The organism is Amycolatopsis arida, assembly GCF_900115565.1.
Classification (GTDB): Bacteria; Actinomycetota; Actinomycetes; order Mycobacteriales; family Pseudonocardiaceae; genus Yuhushiella; species Yuhushiella arida.
On sequence record NZ_FOWW01000012.1, the window covers coordinates 60955 to 77019 of the forward strand.

The window sequence follows — 16065 nt, forward strand, 5'->3', positions numbered from 1 at the left end:
GCGCCGCGGCGCCACCCCCTCGGGGTCGGGCTCACTGGTTGAGCTTGCTCACCTCGGTGCGCAGCGTCTGCAGCTGGCCCTGCTCGTCGTAGGTGTACACCTCGATCGTGGCCTGGCCCGGCTCACCGGCCTCGGTGAAGTCGAGCGGACCGCTGACACCGTCGTAGTCGATGTCCGTGCCCGCCTGCAGCTTGGCGCTGCAGTCGGCGAAGGTCGTGCACTTCTCGCCGTCCTTGGTGACGTTGACGATCTCGTTGGCGAACTTCGTCGGGTCGTCGCTGTTGGCCTTCTGCGCCGCCAGCGCGATCGCCATCACGCAGTCGTACACCTGCGGCGCGAACTGCAGCTCGGTCAGTTGCGGGGCGAACTCCTGCAGCCGCTGGACGAACTCCTCGTTGTCCACCGACGCCGGCGCGGTGCCCTTCATCCCGGCCAGCTGCCCCGGGTTGCCCTGGGCCACCAGGGATGCCAGGTCGGTGTTGCGCAGCCCGTCGGCGCCGTAGACGCCGATCTGGTCCGGCCCGATGCCGCTCTCGATCATGCCCTGGAGGACCTGGGTGCCCTCCTCGAAGCCGATCACCACGGCGGCGTCCGGGTTGCTGCCCTTGATCTGCTGCACCACGGGGGAGAAGTTGGTCGCCTTCGGGTCGTAGGCCTCGGCCAGCACGACCGTCGCGCCGCTGCCCTCCAACGCCGCCTTCGTCGCCTCCATCAGGCCCCGGCCGTAGTCGTCGGCCCTGGCGACCAGCGCGACCCTGCTGTGCCCGTCGCCGATGATCGTGTTGGCCAGCACCGGGCCCTGCAGCACGTCACTCGGCGCGGTGCGGAAGTAGTAGCCGCCGTCGTTGTAGTCGGTGAAGGTCGGCGCGGTGTTCGAGCCGGAGCACTGCACCACCTTCGCGCCGGTCACCTTGTCGATGATCGCCAGTGACATCCCGGAGGCGGCGGCGCCGATGATGGCGTCCACCCCGGTGCCGAGCACCTGGTCGGCCGACTGGGCGGCGACGGCCTCCTGCCCCGCCTCGTCCCGGCCGACCACCGCGGGGATCGGCTTGCCGAGCACGCCGCCCGCGTCGTTGATCGTCTCGACCGCGAAGTTGACCGCTTGGATCTGCGGCGGGCCGAGGTAGGCCAACTGTCCGGTCTCCGGCAGTACGTAGCCCAGCTCCAGGACTCCGTTGCCCTTGCCGGCCCCGGTCTGGGGTTGCTCTCCGGTTCCCTCGTTGTCCTGGCCGTTGTCGCCGCCACCGCACGCGGCGACGACCAGTGCGGTGGCCGCTACCGTGACGGCCGCGCGGATACCCGTCCTGAAGTGCACACCAGCCTCCAGTCGTTCTGCCTGCACGGACGGTGCCGCGTCCCCGACCGACGGCCGCTCACGGTCGCCGGAACACTGCTCCGTCCGCATGAATTAGGGCGGAATACTAGAACGCGGCGTGCCCGGGTGCGAGCCGATGAACCCGATCGGGACCCTCCTGCAACCTCCCGCGGGCAGCGGCCTTTCGCGAGGTCGGCCAAGGGGAGGAGCGCTGTCTTCCGGTGACGGCCATGCCACGGTGCGTCACTCGTCCGGGTATCCCGAGGGGACGCCGAAGGTCCATTCAGGACGAAAGGGCGGCTGCCAACTTGACAAGCCGGTTTGCTGTTCTTGCAATGGTGGCATGGATGACGTGCTCGCCGCGGTGGGGCCGCGGCTCAAGCGAATCCGCCAGGAGCGCCAGTGCACCCTCACCGCGCTCTCGGCGGCCACGGGGATCTCGGTCAGCACACTGTCCCGGCTGGAGTCCGGGCAGCGCAGGCCCAGCCTGGAGCTGCTGCTGCCGATCGCGCACGCCCACCAGGTGCCGCTGGACGAGCTGGTCGGTGCCCCGCCGGTCGGCGACCCGCGGGTGCGGCTCCGGCCGGTCCGCCGCGGCGACTTCACCGTGGTGGCGCTGACCCAGCGGCCGGGCGGTCCGCAGGCGTACAAGATGGTCATCCCCGCCAGCCGCGACACCCCCGAGCCGTGCACCCACGAGGGCTACGAGTGGCTGTACGTGCTCGACGGGAAGTTGCGCCTGGTGCTCGCCGAGCACGACATCGTGCTCAGGGCGGGCGAGGTGGCCGAGTTCGACACCAGGCTGCCGCACTGGTTCGGCAGCACCGGCGAGGCCCCGGTGGAGATCCTCAGCCTGTTCGGCCCGCAGGGCGAGCGCATGCACGTCCGCGCCCGCCCGCGTGAGACCTAGCGTGGCGGCTGGTCCCGTACCACGCAGGTCAGCCGTGCGGTGCAGGTGCGCCGCCCCCGCCCGTCGGTGATCGCGATGTCCACCGTCACCGTGCCCCGGCCCACGTGCAGCGGCGTCGCCACCCCGGTGACCACCCCCTCGCGCACCGCACGGTGGTGCGTGCAGGACAGCTCCAGGCCCATCGCCGCCCGGCCCGGACCGGCGTTGAGCGCGGCCGCGACGGAGCCCAACGTCTCGGCCAGCGCCGCGTTGGCGCCGCCGTGCAGCAGGCCGTACGGCTGCAGGTTGCCGGTCACCGGCATGGTCGCTACCACCCGCTCCGGGCTCAGCTCGACGATCTCGATCCCCAGCTTGTCGTTGAGCTGCTGGTCGGCCACCGCGGGGTCGACGCCGCGCAGCATCGCGCGGTACCCGTCGGACGTCTGCTCGGTCAACGTTGCCACCTCTTCCGCCTCGGCACCCGGACGGGGGAGCGGGGGACGCACACCACCGGGTGTCGGTAGCCCACCCTAGACTTCGGCACGTGACCGAGCCTGCGAGGGAACGATTCAACACAGCAGCCCGGCGAACGCCGCCGACGAGCGCCAGCGAGGAGGGGGCGTGAACGCCAGCCAGACCACCCCCAGCCCCACCACCAGCGGTGAGACCACGGACACCGGGCGGCGGCTGCTGCTGATCGATGGTCACTCGATGGCCTACCGGGCCTTCTTCGCGGTGCCCGCGGACCGGTTCCGCACCTCGACCGGGCAGGTGACCAACGCGGTCTTCGGGTTCACCTCGATGCTGATCAACCTGTTGCGCGACGAGCAGCCGACCCACCTGGCGGTGGCGTTCGACCTGTCCAGGAAGACCTTCCGCTCGGAGGCCTTCGCCGAGTACAAGGCCACCCGCACCACCACGCCCGACGACTTCAAGGGCCAGGTCGCGCTGATCCAGGACGTGCTGGGCGTGCTCGGCATCCCGGTGCTGACCAAGGAGAACTACGAGGCCGACGACATCATCGCCACGCTCACCACCCAGGCCGTCGGCGCCGGCTACGACGTGCTGATCTGTACCGGCGACCGGGACGCGCTGCAGCTCGTCGGCGACGCGTGCACCGTGCTCTACCCGCGTAAGGGCGTGTCCGACCTGGTCCGCTTCGACCCGGCCGCGGTGACCGGCAAGTACGGGCTCAGCCCGGCGCAGTACCCGGACTTCGCCGCGCTGCGCGGCGACCCCTCGGACAACCTGCCGAGCATCCCGGGGGTGGGGGAGAAGACCGCCGCCAAGTGGATCCAGCAGTTCGGGTCGTTGGCCGAGCTGGTCGACCGGGTCGACGAGGTGAAGGGCAAGGCCGGCGACGCGCTGCGCGCCCACGTGGACGCCGTACTACTCAACCGCCGGCTCACCGAGCTGGTGCGCGACGTGCCGCTGGAGGTCACTCCGGACGACCTGGCGTTGCGCCCGTGGGACCGCGATGCGGTGCACCGGCTGTTCGACGAGCTCGAGTTCCGGGTGCTGCGCGACCGCCTGTTCGCCACGCTGTCCAGCGCCGAGCCCGAGGCCGACGAGGGCTTCGAGGTGCGCGGGGAGCGGCTGGCCACCGGCGCGCTGGCGGACTGGCTGGCCGCCCACGCCCGCACCGGCGACCCGGTCGGCCTTTCCTTCCGCACCACCGGCTCCTCGGTGCGCTCCGACCTGCTGGCCGTGGCGTTCGCGACCGCCGACGGCGAGGGCGCCCACGTCGACGTGGCGGCGATGGACGAGCGGGACGAGCGAGCGCTGGTCGAGTGGCTGGCCGACGCCACGGTGCCGAAGGTCGGCCACGCGCTGAAGGTGCCGCTGCACGCCACGCTCGCCAGGGGCTGGACGCTCGCCGGTCTCACCGTGGACACCGAGCTGGCCGCGTACCTGGTGCGGCCGGGGCAGCGCTCGTTCGAGCTGGACGACCTCGCGCTGCGCTACCTGCGCCGGGAGCTGCGCTCGGAGGCCGGCAAGGACGGCGACCAGCTCTCCCTGCTGGAGCCGGACGCGGCCGAGGCGGAGGACGCCAGGATCGCGCAGGACGAGCTGGTCCGGGCCCGTGCGGTGGCCGAGCTGGCCCAGGCGCTCGGCGACGAGTTGGAGCGGATCGGCGGCAGCCGGCTGCTGCGCGAGATCGAGCTGCCGCTGCTGGAGGTCATCACCCGGCTGGAGGCCGCCGGCATCGCGGTGGACCTCGACCAGCTGACCGAGCTGGAGGCGCACTACGCGGCCAGGGTCAAGAACGCCGCGGAGAGCGCGTACTCGGTGATCGGCAAGCAGATCAACCTCGGCTCGCCCAAGCAGCTGCAGGTGGTGCTGTTCGACGAGCTGGGGATGCCGAAGACCAAGCGCACCAAGACCGGCTACACCACCGACGCCGACGCGCTGCAGACCCTGTACGAGAAGACCGAGCACCCGTTCCTGCAGCACCTGCTGGAGCACCGGGACGCCACCCGGCTGCGGACCACCGTGGAGGGGCTGATCCGGTCGGTCGCCGACGACGGGCGGATCCACACCACGCTGCAGCAGACCATCGCGGCCACCGGCCGACTGTCCTCGGTGGAGCCGAACCTGCAGAACATCCCGATCCGCACCGACGAGGGCCGGCGGATCCGGGACGCCTTCGTGGTCGGCCCCGGCTACGCCGAGCTGATGACCGCCGACTACAGCCAGATCGAGATGCGGATCATGGCGCACCTGTCGGAGGACGCCGCGCTGATCGAGTCGTTCCAGTCCGGCTTCGACTTCCACGCCGCCACCGCGGCCCGGGTGTTCGGGGTCGAGCCGACCGAGGTCACCGGGCCCCAGCGGGCCAAGATCAAGGCGATGAACTACGGGCTGGCCTACGGGCTGTCCGCCTACGGCCTGTCCCAGCAGCTGCGGATCTCCACCGAGGAGGCCCGCGAGCTGATGGACGAGTACTTCGCCCGGTTCGGCGGGGTGCGCGACTACCTGCAGAGCGTGGTCGAGCGGGCCGGCAAGGTCGGCTACACCGAGACGATCTTCGGCCGGCGCCGCTACCTGCCCGACCTCAACAGCGACAACCGGCAGCGCCGGGAGATGGCCGAGCGGATGGCGCTCAACGCGCCGATCCAGGGCAGCGCCGCCGACATCATCAAGGTCGCCATGCTGCGGGTGCACCGGGCGCTGGCCGAGGCGGGCCTGCGCAGCCGGGTGCTGCTGCAGGTGCACGACGAGCTCGTCCTCGAGGTCGCGGAAGGGGAGCGCGAGCGGGCCGAGGACCTGGTGTGCCGGGAGATGGGCAAGGCCTACGAGCTCGCGGTGCCGCTGGAGGTCTCGGTCGGCTACGGCCGGTCGTGGAACGAGGCGGCGCACTGACCTCGGGAACGCGGCCGCCCGCGGTGACCCACCCGCGGCGGGCCAGAGACTGGATGGACGCGCACTTCGCCGAGCCGCTGACCGTGGCCGACCTCGCCGCCGTCGCCGGGTGCTCGCGCGAGCACTTCATCCGGTTGTTCGCCGCGGCCTACGGCGAGACGCCGAAGGCGTACCTGGCTCGCCGGCGGATCGAGCGGGCCAAGGACCTCCTCCGCGCCGCGAACCTCACGGTGACCGAGATCTGCCTGCTGGTGGGGTTCACCAGCCTGGGCACGTTCAGCCGGCGGTTCACCGAGCTCGTCGGGACGAGCCCGACCGAGTACCGGGCGGCCGCGCGCGCCGCGGGTCCGCCGCCGATCCCCGGGTGCGTGCTGATGATGTGGACCCGACCGGCGCCGAAGCCGTCACTTCCGGATAAGCCTCCGGCGGCCGAGGGGCCCTAGCGTTGCTCCCGCCGGCGGTGCGTCGGCGTCAACCGGAGCAAGGGAGCGGACATGATCAGCAAGCTCTCGCACGCGTCGATGTACGTGCTGGACCAGGACTCGGCCAAGGCGTTCTACACCGAGAAGCTCGGCATGGAGGTCCGCGACGACGTCCTGATGGACGAGCGGTTCCGCTGGCTCACCGTCGGGGTGCCGGACCGGCCGGAGCTGGAGATCATCCTCATGGAGCCGGGGCCGCCGCAGCACGACCCGGAGACCGAGCGGCAGCTGCGCGAGCTGGTCGCCAAGGGTGTGCTGGGGATGGGTGCCTTCGAGACCGACGACTGCCGCAAGGCGTACGAGACGCTCTCCGCCCGCGGTGTGACGTTTCTCCAGGAACCAGCCGACCGCCCGTACGGTGTCGAGGCGGTGTTCCGGGACGACTCGGGCAACTGGTTCAGCCTCACCGAGCGGCGCCCGTTCGACCCGGGCAAGGACTGGGGTTTCGCCCCGTCCGCGGAGTGAGGTCCCGGGAACGCTCCTGATTGCTCTGATCGGGTAGCGCGGCCGGAACCGGCGGGTGTTGGCGCCGCGCGAGCGCCATCCGGCTTGTAGCGTGACCACATGGCGGGCAGAACGGCGCTGGTCCTCGCGGGTACCGGCATGGTGGACCCGGTCGTGCACGCGTTGACCGCGCAGGGATGGCGGGTGGTGTTGCCCAGCCGCCGGTACAACCCGATCGCTTTGCGGCCCGGCGAGCGCGGTACCGAGCGACACGGTCGCGGTGGTCGCCGCGCCGTCGGCAGGGAGGGCCCCGGCGTCGCGGTGTGGGTCGCGGCCCACTGGGACCGACCTCGGGAGCTGGCCGCCGCGGTCGACCGGGTGCTCGACGAGCCCGCGGACCTGCTGGTGGCCTGGGTGCACGAGTCCTACCGCCGCTCGGTCCTGGACGTGGTCGAGCCGCTGCTCGCCTCGCGTGCCCCGGTGGTGGAGGTGCGCGGCGGCGCGAGCCCGTTCGGCGAGCCGCCGGAGCCGGTGCTGGCCGAGCACCCGACCCAGCTCGTGCTGCTCGGCATGGTGTCCGAACGGGACAGTGATAGGGCGCTGTCGCACACCGAGATGGTCGACGGGATCCTCGCCGCGGTGCGCCGCGCGGTGGACGGCCGGCCGCCGGGCGTCCACCAGGTCGGCCAACTGCGCCAGACGTCCGGCTACTGATCCGGCCGGGCGAGGCCGCGCACCAGCAGCATCACCGACTCGCGGATGTCGTCGCGGCTGCGCTCCGGCTGGAACACCCGCCAGTCCAGGGCCACGACCAGCAGGGTGCCGAAGAGCCCCGCGGCCGCCGTGGGGATGCGCACCCCGTCCGGCAGCCGGCCGGCGTCGGCGAGCCGCTGCAACTGGTCCCTCACGATCGAGACGATCCGCGCGCGCAGCAGGGTCAGTGTCTCGTGCCACTGGCCCGGCGTGCGCCACATCTCGCTCACCAGGATCTGCGAGAAACCCGGGTACTCGGCGATGAACTCCAGCGCGGCGTCCACCAGCGACTCCAGCCCGGCCACCGGGTCGTCCCGCTCGCTGCCGGCCCGCAGCCGCTCGGCGAGCAGGTCCACCCCGTACCGCAGCAGCGCGTCGACCAGCCCGTCCTTGCTGCCGAAGTTGTAATACACCGTGCCTTTGGCGACCCCGGCCTCGGCGGCGATCTCGTCCACCGTGACCCCGACCAGCCCCCGGCTGGTGGCCAATCGCAGGGTCGCCTCGAACAGTCGACGCCGGGTGGCGTCCCTGCCGTTCACGCCCCCTCCTCGCTGTCGGTGATTGGTGTCGTTCGCTGGGCTGCTGTGTGGAATGGTTCGCGCGCCGGCTCGCTCACAGCGCCAGCTCCGGTTTCAGCTGGTTCACCGTCCACACTCGACGTTGTCGGGCGGCGAGCGCGGACACCGCGAGCGCACCGACGAGGTAGGCCAGCAGTACCGCCACGTCACCGAGGATCCGTGGCGAGGCTCCGCTGTAGAGCAGGTGGCGCAACCCGTCGATCACGTAGCTCATCGGCAGCACGACGTGCAGCGGGTAGAGCGGGTCCGGAATGGTCTGCCACGGGAACGTCCCGCCGGCGCTGACCAGCTGCAGCACCAGCAACACCAGTGCGAGGAACTTGCCCACGGCGCCGAACAGCGCGTTGAGCGCGTGCACGATCGCGGTGAACGCCAGCGAGGCGAGCACCACGAAGCCGACGGCCAGCACCGGATGCGCGATCCGGATGCCGACCAGCCAGGCCACCGCGGCGAAGAGCACCAGCACCTGCGCGACCCCGAGCAGCGCCGCGGGCAGCCAGCCGCCGAGCGCGACTCGCAGCGGCCCGGCGCCCGCGGTCAGTGCCCGGGTGGACAGTGGCCGCAGCAGCAGGAACAGCACGAACGCGCCGATCCAGGTCGCGAGCGCGATGAAGAACGGCGCGAGCCCGGCACCGTAGGTGCCGGCCGAGGCCAGGCCCACCGAGTTGATCGCCACCGGGTCGGCGATGGTGTTCGCGGTGGCCGCGCGGGTCGGGTCGTCCGGATGCGGGATCTGCGCCAGCCCGCCGGCCAGCCCGTCCCGCAGCGTCGCGGCGCCGTCGGCCAGCTCCCGGCTGCCGGCCAGCGCCGCCTGCTCGCCCTGGTCCAGCTCGGCGGCTCCGTCGCGGAGCCGCCCCGCGCCGTCGGCGGCGCTGGCGATGCCGTCGCTGAGCGCGGGCGCGGCACCGGCCAGCTGCTGGGCACCGTCGGCGACCTGCCGCGCGCCGTCGGCGAGCGTGTCGAGCTGACCGGACGCCTGCTGGATTTTGGCGTCGGCGTCGTCCACCGGCTGGCGCAGCTGGCCGAGCTCGGACAGCACCTTCCGGACCTGCGACTCGTCGAGCCCGCTGTCGCGCAGCCGCTGGGCGAGCCGCTCGTTCAGGTCGTCCAGGCCGCGCTGCAGGTCCGCCGACCCGTCGGCGACCAACGCGCCCGCCTGTGCGACACGGGCGTTGCCGTCGGCGACCTGGCTCGCGCCGTCGGCCAGCCGGCGGCTCTGCTCGGGCAGGTCGGCGGTGCTCCGCCGCAACGTCTCCAGCCCGGTGGCCAGCTCGGTGGTCCCACCGGCGAGCTGGTGCGCCCCCTCGGCGAGCCGTTGCTGCCCGTCGCGCAGGTCGGCGGCGCCGTCGGCCAGCCGCGCCGCGCCGTCGGCGGCCTCGCTGATCCGCCCGTAGATGGTGGAGAAGCCGATGAGGAACCGGTCCGCGGCCTCGCTGCCCACCTTCTCCGCGATCGTGGCCCTGACCTGCTCGGCCACCTGGTCGGCGATCGTGCCGGCGAGGTAGTTGTTCGCGTCGTTCGTGGTGAGCGTGATCGTCGCCTGGCGCGGGGTGAGGTCGCCGGTGGACAGCAGCGCCGCGGAGAAGTCCCCGGGGATGGTGATGGAGAACGCGTAGTCGTTGTCCCGCACGCCGTCGGCGGCCCGCTCGGCGGACACCTCGTGCCACTGGAAGGTGCCCGAGCCGACCAGCTCGTCGGTGACCTCCCTGCCGACGTTGCGCGGTCGCCCTTCGGGCCCGGTGGCCCCGGCGTCGTCGGTGACCACCGCGGCCGGCAGCTTGTCCAGCCGGCCGTAGGGGTCGTAGTTGGCGTAGAGGTAGAGGGACGCGTACAGCAGCGGGACGAGCACCAGCGCGACGAGCGCGAGCTTGGGCAGAGTCCCGGCGCTGAGCCGGCGGAGCTCGTTGGCGGCGATGCGGAGGCTGCTCATGCGGACTCTCCCTCGGCCGCCGGCTCGGAGCGGCAGCGTCGCGGTTCGGGCTGCTCGTGCGCGCCGATGTGGGCGCACGGCGCGGGCAGGGCCGCCACCGGGACGGTGGCGGTCAGCACCACCACGGCCAGCCCGCGTTCGGCGTGCTCGTGAGCGAGCATCGCCCAGTCGTCGACCTCGGCGGTGTGCCGGTCCGGCCGGTCGAGCACCAGCATCCCGACGCCCGGACGGCCGGCGGCCAGCGTGGCGAGCAGCCGGGTGCGGGTGGCAGCGGGCATCCTCTCGAACCGGGTGTCGGCGTGGCCGGCGAGGTCGTGCGCGAGCAGCCAGCGCCGGACGGCGTCCCGGCCGGCGGGTCGGCCGGCGAGGTCGAGCTCCTCGGCCACCACGGCGTGCAGCGGGAGCGCCTCGTCGGGCTCGCTGACCCCGGGCGCGTCGACCACCGCGACGAGCTCGCGCAGCGCGGCGGCGTCGCCCGTGCCGGGCTCGTGGCCGGCCAGCCCGTGCACGGTGACGGTGCCGGTGGTGGGCCGCAGCCGGCTGGCGAGGGCGAGGCCGAACGCGGTGAGCCCGGCGCCGGGGTCACCGTGCACGAGGGCGAGCTCGCCGCCGGCGACGGTCAGCGACGTCGCCGGCAGCAGTGGGCCGTGGGGGCCGTCCAGTGCCACCCGGTCGGCGCGGACCTGCATGCATACTCCGTGGGATGTGTCCGAATGGGCGGGCGCCCGAACAGTGCGTTGTGCGCTCGTGACGTGGTTGGCCTCGAGTGCCCAAGTTTGTACTGACCGGTCAGTTCAAAGCTAGCCCGGTGCCGGGCGGGGGACAAGCGGAACGGGTGTGATCTGACCCGATCAGGCGATGCCAGGTGGGGCTCAGCGCAGCGCGCCCGCCGGCCGCACCTCCCAGAAAGTCCACAGCGGACGGTAGCCCTGTCGGTGCCAGAACACCGACGACAGCGGGTTCACCGGGCTGTAGAAGAGGAACGTGCCGGGCACGTCGTCGAGGTTCAGCTCCCGGTGCGCCACCGCCATCAGGGCCCGGCCCACCCCGCCGCCGCGCGCGTCCCGGCGCACCGACAGGGTCCCCACGTAGCCCCAGCGCCCCTCGGTCAGCCGGCCGGCGATCGCGCTGCCCGGCGCGGGCGTGCTCCACCCGCAACTGGCCAACCCGACCGCGACACCGTCCATCTCGGCCAGCCAGCTGCGGCCGCCGAAGACCAGACCACGGCGCACGTCGGCGGTCACCACGTCCACCGCGTCCTGCCGGAGCACGTTCGACCCGACCAGCGCCGAGTACTCCAACTCGGCCAGGCGCAGCGCGACGACCTCCTCCTCATCGACCGGGCGGGCCCTGCGCACCAGTACCCCGTTCGGGGCCTCCGCCTCCGGCGGCCGGTTGGGCCGCACCGCGAGGGCGTTGAGCGGCACCAGCCCGTGGTCGAGCAGCACGCGGGTGACGTCGGCGTCCCGGCTGGGCCAGGCGACGACGCAGGCGGAGTCGGCGCCGGTGGCGGTGTGGTCCAGCCGGCGGCGGAGCGCCCCGAGCAGCGCGGCCATCCCCGCCGCGCCGGTGTTCCCGAGCACGGGGGTGAGCTCCCAGTTCTCCCGCGCGGCCCACAGGCTCTCCGGCGTGCCGGGGCCGTGGTAGGCGCGGTAGAGCACCCCGCCGACCTCCCGCCCGTCCGGCAGCGCGGCGGACAGCTCCTCGCCCTCGGGCGGGTCGTCGAACGGGGGCAGCCGCGGGTCGAGCGCGGCGAACCGCTCGGCCTGCGCGCGCACCAGGTCGGTCATCGCCGGGGCTCCTTGCGGGTGCGGAAGATCGCGGTACCGGGGAACAGCCGGCCGCGCAGCGGGCTCCACTGGCCCCACACCCGCGTGTGGCCCTCCGGCCACTCCGGCTCGACCAGGTCCTCCAGCCACAGCCCCGCAGCGGTCAGCGCCCGGACGTAGTCGCCGAGCGTCCGGTGGTACTCGACGTAGGTGGCGACGCCGTGATCGTCGACCTCGACGTAGGGCGCGCGGTCGAAGTACGGCTGGGTCGCGGTGAGGCCCTGCGGCCCGGGATCGTCGGGAAAGATCCACCGGATCGGGTGGGTGACCGCGAACACCCAGCGACCGCCGGGTCGCAGCACCCTGGCCACCTCGGCGAACAGCGTCTCGACCGAGGCGACGAACGGCACCGCGCCGAACGCCGAGCAGGCGACGTCGAACCGTTCGCCGGCCAGCGGCAGGTGCTCGGCGTCGGCCTGCGCCAGCGGCACGGCGACACCGGTGCGCGCCGCGGCCGCCCTGGCGTGCCGCAGCATCCCGGCGGACAGGTCCACGCCCACCACCCTGGCCCCCTGGGTGGCCAGCCAGCGGGCGCACGGCGCGGAACCGCAGCCGACCTCCACCACGTCCCTGCCGCGGACGTCGCCGAGCAGGCCGGCGTCGGCTTCCCGCAGGCCCTCGGGGCACCACCGGAAGTCGGTCTCGCCGAGGAAGTCGCCGTGCTCGGCGTGGTAGTCGTCGGCGTCGGCGTCCCACCACGCGCGGTTCGCGGCGGCGGCCTCGGCCGAGCGGACGTCGCGGTGCGCGACCCGTGCGCGGTCGGGTGACGGTGACGGTTCCACGCCGGTATCTTCCCTGGCGCCGGCCGCTGTGCCGCCCGGGGGACAGGGCCGGACCCTGATTGTGCCCGGCTCCGACGGCCGCGTAGGATAACTGTTAGCGCAGTGGGTTCGCGCTGCCTTGCCTCGGCTCCGTGTCGAGTGGTGGGTCGCGCTCCTGTCGGTGATGCTCGCGGCCGTTCTTCTCGAACGCTTGCTCGTCGTCGCCTCCCGCCCACGGCGCGCGCAAACTGCAAACCCTACTGACCCCAAGCCGTTACCGGAGCAACCCGCCTAATGACCACCGACACCACCACCGCCCCGACGTCCGCCCCGCAGGCCGAGCAGGTCGCGGTCAACGACATCGGGACGGAGGAAGACTTCCTCGCGGCGATCGACAAGACCATCAAGTACTTCAACGACGGCGACATCGTTGAGGGCACCATCGTCAAGGTCGATCGCGATGAGGTGCTGCTCGACATCGGGTACAAGACCGAGGGCGTCATCCCCTCGCGTGAACTGTCCATCAAACACGATGTCGACCCCGCTGAGGTTGTCACCGTCGGCGACGAGGTCGAGGCCCTCGTTCTCCAGAAGGAGGACAAGGAAGGCCGGCTGATCCTGTCCAAGAAGCGGGCGCAGTACGAGCGCGCGTGGGGCACGATCGAGGAGCTCAAGGAGAAGGACGAGCCGGTCAGGGGCACGGTCATCGAGGTCGTCAAGGGCGGTTTGATCCTCGACATCGGCCTGCGCGGCTTCCTGCCCGCGTCGCTGGTCGAGATGCGCCGGGTGCGTGACCTGCAGCCCTACGTCGGCCGCGAGCTCGAGGCGAAGATCATCGAGCTGGACAAGAACCGCAACAATGTGGTGCTGTCCCGCCGCGCCTACCTCGAGCAGACCCAGTCCGAGGTCCGCAGCGAGTTCCTCAACAACCTGGCCAAGGGGCAGGTCCGCAAGGGCGTCGTCTCCTCGATCGTCAACTTCGGCGCGTTCGTGGACCTCGGCGGCGTGGACGGCCTGGTGCACGTCTCCGAGCTGTCCTGGAAGCACATCGACCACCCGAGCGAGGTCGTCGAGGTGGGCCAGGAGGTCACCGTCGAGGTGCTCGAGGTGGACATGGACCGCGAGCGCGTGTCCCTGTCGCTGAAGGCCACCCAGGAGGACCCGTGGCGGCAGTTCGCCCGGACCCACGCGATCGGCCAGATCGTCCCGGGCAAGGTCACCAAGCTCGTCCCGTTCGGCGCGTTCGTCCGGGTCGAGGAGGGCATCGAGGGCCTGGTACACATCTCCGAGCTGGCCGAGCGCCACGTGGAGATCCCGGAGCAGGTCGTGCAGGTCAACAGCGAGGTCATGGTCAAGGTCATCGACATCGACCTCGAGCGCCGGCGGATCTCGCTGTCGCTGAAGCAGGCCAACGAGGGCTTCACCCCGGACGCCGAGTTCGACCCGACCCAGTACGGCATGGCCGCCGAGTACGACGAGCAGGGCAACTACATCTACCCGGAGGGCTTCGACCCCGACACGCAGGAGTGGCAGGAAGGCTACGAGAAGCAGCGTGAGGAGTGGGAGAAGCAGTACGCCGAGGCGCACGCCCGCTACGAGAAGCACATGAGGCAGGTCGCCAAGGCCGCGGAGGCCGACGCGGCCGCCGCCCAGGGTGGCGGCGAGGCTGGTGGCGACGACGGGGAGCAGAACTACTCCTCCACCGCGTCCGAAGCCGCGCCGAAGAGCAGTGGCGGCACGCTGGCCAGCGACGAGCAGCTCGCCGCGCTACGGGAGAAGCTGTCCGGCGGCGCGTGACCGCCGGCTGAGGCCCACCGGAGGCCCGGCTCCCCAGGGGAGCCGGGCCTCCGCCGTGTCCGCGGTCCGCGTCCACGTGTCCGCGGTCCAGGTACACGTGTTGGCGTCGTGCGACGCCAACACGTGATCGCAGCCGGCGGACACGCGGACGTGTGGGGCGGTGTACCGGGCCGTGCCGGCGTCAGGTCGCCGGAGCCCAGGCGTGTTCGTGCGCGGCCGCGCGTGCCCTGCGCCGCAGCCCGGCCAGGCTGTGCTTGGCGGGGATCAGCAGGGCGGTCAACCAGTTGCGACGGTACTCGGCGAGCGCTTCGGCGACCGGACGATGCAGGACACAGTGCACTAGCCCCGGCGTTCCGAGCCGGTGCCTCCCGGCGTGCTTCGTGACTGGCATCGTTCCTCCGTGTGGGTGACACAATGAGGCGACGCGGGTCCGGGGCGCGCCTTCCGTGTGCCGGGGCGGCGGGAGACGGGCGTGGACGATCGCCTCGCAGGCACCGTACGCAAGTGACGACGAAAACCGGCGGAACCGCGCGGCGTGTCACTCAATCCAGTTGCATAACGACGCAGAGTGTGCTCCGCCGGTGACGCCGGACCTCTCGTGGCCCGGACGGGTAGTCCGCCGGTGGCCGGCCCGGGACTGGTTGAATGCGGCCATGCTGCGCGTAGGGCTGACGGGTGGGATCGGTGCCGGCAAGTCCACCGTGGCGGCCCGCCTGGTCGAGCACGGGGCCGTGCTGATCGACGCGGACCGGCTCGCCAGGGAGGTGGTGGCACCGGGAACGGACGGGCTTGCCGAGGTGGTCGCCGCCTTCGGCGCGGAGGTGCTCGCCCCGGACGGGTCGCTGGACCGGCCCGCGCTGGCCGCCCGCGCGTTCGCCGACGAGGACTCCCGCCGAACGCTCAACGCGATCGTGCACCCGAGGGTGGGCGCCCGCACCGCCGAGTTGATGGCCGAGGCGGCGCCGGACGCGATCGTGGTGCACGACGTGCCACTGCTGGTGGAGAACGGCCTGGCCCCGCACTACCACCTCGTGGTCGTGGTGGACGCCGACGAGGAGGTGCGGGTGCGGCGGCTGGTCGAGTACCGCGGGATGACCGAGGAGGACGCGCGCGCGCGGATCGCGGCGCAGGCCGGTGCGGCGCAGCGAAGGGCGGTCGCCGACGTGTGGCTGGACAACGGCGCGGCCAGGGACATCGTGCTGGCCGACGTGGACGCGTTGTGGGCGGACCGGCTGGTGCCGTTCGAGGCGAACCTGCGGCTGCGCAAGCCGCGGCCGCCGCGCTCGCCGATGGTCGTGCCGCCCGACCCGAGTTGGCCGGCGCAGGCCGAGCGCGCGCTCGCCCGGATCCGGGTGGCGGCGGGGGACCGAGCGGTGCGACTCGACCACATCGGTTCCACGGCGGTGCCCGGGCTGCCCGCGAAGGACGTCCTCGACCTCCAGCTGACCGTGCCGACCCTGGCCGATGCCGACGCGATCGCCGAGGTGCTGTCCGACGCCGGCTTCCCGCGCGCCGAGGGGCACTGGTGCGACGATCCGCAGGACGGCGCCACCGAGCCGGGCCGGTGGGACAAGCGGTTCCACTTCGGCGCCGACCCGGCCCGCCCGGTCAACCTGCACGTCCGATCGGCCGAGGGACCGGCGTGGCGGCTGGCGCTGCTGTTCCGCGACTGGCTGCGGGCAGAGCCGGACGAGCTCGCCGCCTACGCCGCGGCGAAGCGGCGGCTGGCCGAGGCGCACGCCGGGGACGGCACCGTCGAGCCCTACACGGAGGAGAAGCAGGGCTGGATCGACGCGGCGTTCCGCCGGGCGGCGGGCTGGGCGGAACGCACCGGCTGGAGGCCGTAGAGCCCGCGTCGGTCGCCGATGTCGGCCGCGTCCCCGCGCGGTTGCCGCACCGGCCCCGGAGCACCAGCGGTTCC

15 protein-coding genes are annotated in these 16065 nt (G+C 72.6%); 7 read left to right on the plus strand and 8 right to left on the minus strand.

The window, feature by feature from the left end; all coding sequences use genetic code 11:
- Positions 1 to 31: 31 nt before the first annotated feature.
- Positions 32 to 1318: an ABC transporter substrate-binding protein gene (locus BM051_RS25895; RefSeq protein WP_243859345.1), complete on the minus strand. Its 1287-nt coding sequence runs from the start codon at positions 1316 to 1318 to the stop codon at positions 32 to 34.
- Between the two features lie 343 nt (positions 1319 to 1661).
- On the opposite strand from BM051_RS25895, the gene BM051_RS25900 reads away from it, so the two are divergent.
- Positions 1662 to 2228: a helix-turn-helix domain-containing protein gene (locus BM051_RS25900; RefSeq protein WP_092535869.1), complete on the plus strand. Its 567-nt coding sequence runs from the start codon at positions 1662 to 1664 to the stop codon at positions 2226 to 2228.
- On the opposite strand, the gene BM051_RS25905 is transcribed toward BM051_RS25900, so the two are convergent.
- A complete protein-coding gene (locus BM051_RS25905) occupies positions 2225 to 2629 on the minus strand; it encodes a PaaI family thioesterase (protein WP_092536078.1) in 405 nt (134 codons plus the stop codon). The two genes, BM051_RS25900 and BM051_RS25905, sit on opposite strands and share 4 nt — an antisense overlap.
- Positions 2630 to 2828: 199 nt before the next feature.
- Between BM051_RS25905 and polA the strand changes: the two genes are divergently transcribed.
- The 4 genes from polA to BM051_RS25925 all read left to right on the plus strand — a co-directional run bounded on the left by polA (position 2829) and on the right by BM051_RS25925 (position 7210).
- Positions 2829 to 5570 carry a DNA polymerase I gene (gene polA / locus BM051_RS25910; RefSeq protein ID WP_177217006.1) on the plus strand — a complete coding sequence of 914 codons (2742 nt, stop codon included), beginning with the start codon at positions 2829 to 2831 and terminating at the stop codon, positions 5568 to 5570.
- 53 nt (positions 5571 to 5623) lie between these two features.
- A complete protein-coding gene (locus tag BM051_RS25915; RefSeq protein WP_092535872.1) occupies positions 5624 to 6013 on the plus strand; it encodes a helix-turn-helix transcriptional regulator in 390 nt (129 codons plus the stop codon).
- Between the two features lie 51 nt (positions 6014 to 6064).
- Complete coding sequence (locus BM051_RS25920; protein ID WP_092535875.1) at positions 6065 to 6517, plus strand: VOC family protein; 453 nt, start codon at positions 6065 to 6067, stop codon at positions 6515 to 6517.
- Positions 6518 to 6616: 99 nt separating this feature from the next.
- Entirely contained in the window at positions 6617 to 7210 is a 594-nt protein-coding gene (locus BM051_RS25925; protein ID WP_243859346.1) for a Rossmann-fold NAD(P)-binding domain-containing protein, read from the plus strand.
- On the opposite strand, the gene BM051_RS25930 is transcribed toward BM051_RS25925, so the two are convergent.
- The 5 genes from BM051_RS25930 to BM051_RS25950 all read right to left on the minus strand — a co-directional run bounded on the left by BM051_RS25930 (position 7204) and on the right by BM051_RS25950 (position 12368).
- Complete coding sequence (locus tag BM051_RS25930) at positions 7204 to 7788, minus strand: TetR/AcrR family transcriptional regulator (protein WP_092535878.1); 585 nt, start codon at positions 7786 to 7788, stop codon at positions 7204 to 7206. The two genes, BM051_RS25925 and BM051_RS25930, sit on opposite strands and share 7 nt — an antisense overlap.
- Before the next feature lie 73 nt (positions 7789 to 7861).
- Entirely contained in the window at positions 7862 to 9757 is a 1896-nt protein-coding gene (locus tag BM051_RS25935; RefSeq protein ID WP_092535882.1) for a YhgE/Pip domain-containing protein, read from the minus strand.
- Positions 9754 to 10446, minus strand: a complete 693-nt coding sequence (locus BM051_RS25940) for an ABC transporter ATP-binding protein (RefSeq protein ID WP_092535885.1) — start codon at positions 10444 to 10446, stop codon at positions 9754 to 9756. The genes BM051_RS25935 and BM051_RS25940 overlap by 4 nt, the downstream gene beginning before the upstream one ends.
- Before the next feature lie 183 nt (positions 10447 to 10629).
- Positions 10630 to 11547, minus strand: coding sequence for a GNAT family N-acetyltransferase (locus tag BM051_RS25945; RefSeq protein ID WP_092535888.1), 918 nt, complete (start codon positions 11545 to 11547; stop codon positions 10630 to 10632).
- Positions 11544 to 12368, minus strand: coding sequence for a class I SAM-dependent methyltransferase (locus tag BM051_RS25950; protein ID WP_092535891.1), 825 nt, complete (start codon positions 12366 to 12368; stop codon positions 11544 to 11546). Before BM051_RS25950 ends, BM051_RS25945 begins: the two co-directional genes overlap by 4 nt.
- 273 nt (positions 12369 to 12641) lie before the next feature.
- Between BM051_RS25950 and rpsA the strand changes: the two genes are divergently transcribed.
- Positions 12642 to 14144 (plus strand): 30S ribosomal protein S1, encoded by a 1503-nt coding sequence (gene rpsA, locus BM051_RS25955; RefSeq protein ID WP_092535894.1) that lies wholly within the window; start codon positions 12642 to 12644, stop codon positions 14142 to 14144.
- A gap of 181 nt (positions 14145 to 14325) precedes the next feature.
- Here rpsA and BM051_RS25960 read toward each other — a convergent pair whose 3' ends face one another.
- The gene (locus BM051_RS25960; RefSeq protein WP_092535897.1) at positions 14326 to 14535 is read right to left on the minus strand and encodes a hypothetical protein; all 210 of its coding nucleotides are present in this window, start codon (positions 14533 to 14535) and stop codon (positions 14326 to 14328) included.
- A 262-nt stretch (positions 14536 to 14797) separates the two neighbouring features.
- Between BM051_RS25960 and coaE the strand changes: the two genes are divergently transcribed.
- Complete coding sequence (coaE, locus tag BM051_RS25965) at positions 14798 to 15991, plus strand: dephospho-CoA kinase (RefSeq protein ID WP_092535900.1); 1194 nt, start codon at positions 14798 to 14800, stop codon at positions 15989 to 15991.
- Positions 15992 to 16065 lie beyond the last annotated feature (74 nt).

Bases quoted from the DNA above. Each gene is read 5' to 3' on its own strand.
- rpsA (WP_092535894.1), top strand. From the start codon at position 12,642: ATGACCACCGACACCACCACCGCCCCGACGTCCGCCCCGCAGGCCGAG.
- BM051_RS25940 (WP_092535885.1), bottom strand. From the start codon at position 10,446: ATGCAGGTCCGCGCCGACCGGGTGGCACTGGACGGCCCCCACGGCCCA.
- coaE (WP_092535900.1), top strand. From the start codon at position 14,798: ATGCTGCGCGTAGGGCTGACGGGTGGGATCGGTGCCGGCAAGTCCACC.
- BM051_RS25905 (WP_092536078.1), bottom strand. From the start codon at position 2,629: ATGCTGCGCGGCGTCGACCCCGCGGTGGCCGACCAGCAGCTCAACGAC.
- BM051_RS25935 (WP_092535882.1), bottom strand. From the start codon at position 9,757: ATGAGCAGCCTCCGCATCGCCGCCAACGAGCTCCGCCGGCTCAGCGCC.
- BM051_RS25960 (WP_092535897.1), bottom strand. From the start codon at position 14,535: ATGCCAGTCACGAAGCACGCCGGGAGGCACCGGCTCGGAACGCCGGGG.
- BM051_RS25920 (WP_092535875.1), top strand. From the start codon at position 6,065: ATGATCAGCAAGCTCTCGCACGCGTCGATGTACGTGCTGGACCAGGAC.
- BM051_RS25900 (WP_092535869.1), top strand. From the start codon at position 1,662: ATGGATGACGTGCTCGCCGCGGTGGGGCCGCGGCTCAAGCGAATCCGC.
- BM051_RS25915 (WP_092535872.1), top strand. From the start codon at position 5,624: ATGGACGCGCACTTCGCCGAGCCGCTGACCGTGGCCGACCTCGCCGCC.
- BM051_RS25945 (WP_092535888.1), bottom strand. From the start codon at position 11,547: ATGACCGACCTGGTGCGCGCGCAGGCCGAGCGGTTCGCCGCGCTCGAC.
- BM051_RS25925 (WP_243859346.1), top strand. From the start codon at position 6,617: ATGGCGGGCAGAACGGCGCTGGTCCTCGCGGGTACCGGCATGGTGGAC.